The organism is Ferrovum sp., from assembly GCF_027317285.1.
In the GTDB taxonomy this organism is placed as follows: domain Bacteria; phylum Pseudomonadota; class Gammaproteobacteria; order Burkholderiales; family Ferrovaceae; genus Ferrovum.
Genome location: NZ_DAHVHV010000095.1, coordinates 301 through 3,438, shown reverse-complemented (window position 1 = coordinate 3,438; position 3,138 = coordinate 301). Strand labels below are relative to the sequence as shown.

Below are 3,138 nucleotides of genomic sequence, written 5' to 3'. Positions count from 1 at the left end.
CGCATCAGACTCAAAATCTGACGCTGGCGACAGTGTGCCGGTTCGAGTCCGGCCCCGGGCACCATCAAGTACCACGATATCCCTCAATCACCTTCACGGCGACAGGGTCTTCATTGCCCGGCCATTCGGGCAGTGACAAATCTAAACCCTCCGCAGGTACATGGCGAAAAGTCCGGGATGGGCTTGCTTGAGTTTCTGGCGCAAAGCCATTGTCCGTTCCGAAAGCGCTCCACCGCCTACCAGCAAAGTGTGCAGAGCGGCATAAGCTCGACCTGCAGTATGCGCCTGTGAAACTTCTTCCGCAGTTAAGGCATTGCAGGTTTCCGTCCTCTCCAACAGCAGCCAGACGGGGAAGAACGGCGTACTCAGTTCAGATTCCGCTTCAAGGTTACGATAACGTTCCCAGTCTGGCCGCAATTCCTTGTCGGGCAATGTCCCGCTTGCCAGCGCTTGTTCCATCTGGACAGGAAAATCCCAGCACATCCTGCACCAAGCGGCCAGCGCTGCCGGGCGGTTGCCAAGGTAAAACAAGGCTTCCGCCAATCGCAGACGCAATACCGGATCAATCTGCCACACCGAATCTTCAAGCACCGATTCCTTCACTCCGGCCCAGTCCTGGGCACGAGCGAGCGGGTAACTGGCATGCAGCAATGGCGTCTCTGCCACAAATGGACGCCCACGCAAGGCATCCGCCATCCTCCGCCAGAACGGCGCCAGAAAGTCTCTCGCACCGACACCAAGCGCTCCTGTTGCCAGCGGCACCAGGTATCCTTCAAGATATTCGATTTCAGAAAAATAATCGTCCACTGGCTCGAACTGTCTTTGAGCAGCATTGCACAGAACTTCCAGCATGCCCAAACGCGGATGGGATGGATCCGTTTCCAGCAACCTGTCCGTTAGCCGGATCGCCTCTTCCACGCGGCGCGACGACAGCGCATCGACAATGCCGTTGACCAGCACATTGCCGGAGTTGTCCATGAACAGGTCGAGTTGAACCTCGTTACCACCGCGCCGATAATGAACGCAGCACAACTCTTCAAACTCCGTATCGCTGGAAAATCGTAACGCTTGCCCAGCCTTCCCCTCCCAGGAAAGAAATTCGCGCCGGTCCGCGTGCAAACCCAACTTCACGGCGTAGCGACCAGCCTCAGTCAACAATGCACGTATACGCACAGGATTGCCTGCCAGCACCTCCTCCAGCGCAATGACTCGACCATAGCGCCAGGCTTCATAGTCAGGATAGGACAGCCGCCCCTCGGCAAGCAACAACTCGACTGGGGAGTAAATACCTTGCTCCAGCAGGAGCCGGTCGACTTCAAAACAAATTTTCCGGAAATCTTCCATTATTTTCAATGAATCCACTCGCTCTTCACTATCCCTGATTTATCCTAGGGGTTCGAACAACATCGTCAAGTCCTCCGCAGTCATTGGCGCGCTGACTTCCCCACCGTCTTCCAGTACGCCTTGTGCGAGATCTCTTTTCCTTCCCTGCATGCTGATGATCTTCTCTTCCACCGTGCCTTCGGTAATCAGTTTATAAACGAACACCGGGTTTTCCTGGCCGATGCGATGGGCTCGATCGGTAGCCTGATTTTCGGCTGCGGGGTTCCACCATGGGTCGTAGTGAATGACGGTGTCGGCAGCGGTAAGGTTCAGTCCCACGCCACCCGCCTTGAGACTGATCAGGAACAGTGACACCTCGCCGTCCTGGAAACGATTTACGGGCGTAGCACGGTCAATGGTATCACCCGTGAGTTTGACATAAACCAGACCGTGCCTGGCCAGTTCCAACTCGATCAACGTCAGCATGGAGGTGAATTGGGAAAACAGCAGGATGCGTCGCCCTTCTCCCAGCATATCCGGAAGCAGGCTCATCAATAATTCCAACTTGGCTGACTGATCCACCCGTTTCGCTGTGGGCAATTTGAGAAGTCGAGGATCGCAGCATACCTGACGCAATTTGAGCAACGCATCCAGGATCACGATCTGGCTGCGGTTCACGCCTTTCTTGTCGATTTCCTGTCGCACTTTTTCGTGCATGGCTATCCGAATGGCTTCATAAAGATCCCGCTGGGTGCCGTCTAGTTGGCAATAACGCACAATCTCCGTTTTCGGAGGCAATTCTCTGACCACTTGTGCTTTGGTTCGGCGCAACAGAAATGGCGCGATACGCCGTACCAGAAGACTGCGCCGTTCGTTATTACCCTGTTTTTCAATGGGCGTACGAAACAGTTTGCGAAAACTTTTGTCGTCGCCAAGCAATCCGGGCAGCAGGAAATGAAACAGCGTCCATAATTCGCCCAGATGGTTTTCCAGTGGGGTGCCGGTGAGCGCAAGTCGATGGCGCGCCTTGATCTGATGAACAATGCGGGTGGCCTGCGACTTGGGGTTCTTGATGATATGCGCCTCATCAAGGATCAGATAATAAAATTCCTGTTCTGTCAGTACATCCTTGTCGCGCAGCAGCAAAGGGTAGGTGGTAAGCACCAGATCGTAATCGCCAATGGACTCGAAATGCTGCTTGCGCGACAAACCCTGCAACACCAGCACGCGCAACATCGGCGCAAAGCGCTCCGCCTCCCGCTGCCAGTTGAACATCAAACTGGTGGGCGCCACCACCAGGCAGGGCCGATTCAGTCGATCAGATTCCTTTTCCAGCAGTATATGCGCCAATGCCTGCACAGTCTTGCCCAAACCCATGTCGTCGGCGAGGATTCCGGCCAAATCGTATTCGCGCAAAAATTGTAGCCAGTTGAGGCCTTCCTGCTGATAGCCGCGTAACTCGGCTTTCAGGCCGAGGGGGGGAGCGACCGGCTGGATACCCTCGAATTCGCGCAACTTTTTCCCCAACGCTCGCAGCCGTTCCCCACCCATCCAGCGCAGGCCGGTAGCAGCATCGTCCAATTCTGCCAAACGCGCGGCCTGAACGAGTGACAACTCGAAGCGCTCCGGATTTGCATCTTTGTCGTAAAGTTCGACCAGTACGGAAAGAATGCCACGCACACGGGAGGAGGGTAACAATAGCAATCGACCATCGGGCAGATGACCGATAATGTCCTGATTTCCATCCGCCATCTTTGCCAGTGCCTCGACAGTCAACTGCTCCGGGAACTGGCGAATCATGTTCAGCAGAACAGG

At 55.2% G+C, this 3,138-nt stretch carries 2 protein-coding genes; both read right to left on the bottom strand.

Annotation, left to right across the window (positions count from 1 at the left end):
* Positions 1-141 precede the first annotated feature (141 nt).
* A complete protein-coding gene (locus M6F29_RS11485; RefSeq protein ID WP_051862078.1) occupies positions 142-1,344 on the bottom strand; it encodes a hypothetical protein in 1,203 nt (400 codons plus the stop codon).
* A 39-nt stretch (positions 1,345-1,383) separates the two neighbouring features.
* Positions 1,384-3,138 (bottom strand): DEAD/DEAH box helicase (locus M6F29_RS11480; RefSeq protein ID WP_298159983.1); only part of this gene is annotated, 1,755 nt, incomplete at its 5' end.

Bases quoted from the DNA above. Each gene is read 5' to 3' on its own strand.
- M6F29_RS11485 (WP_051862078.1), bottom strand. From the start codon at position 1,344: ATGGAAGATTTCCGGAAAATTTGTTTTGAAGTCGACCGGCTCCTGCTG.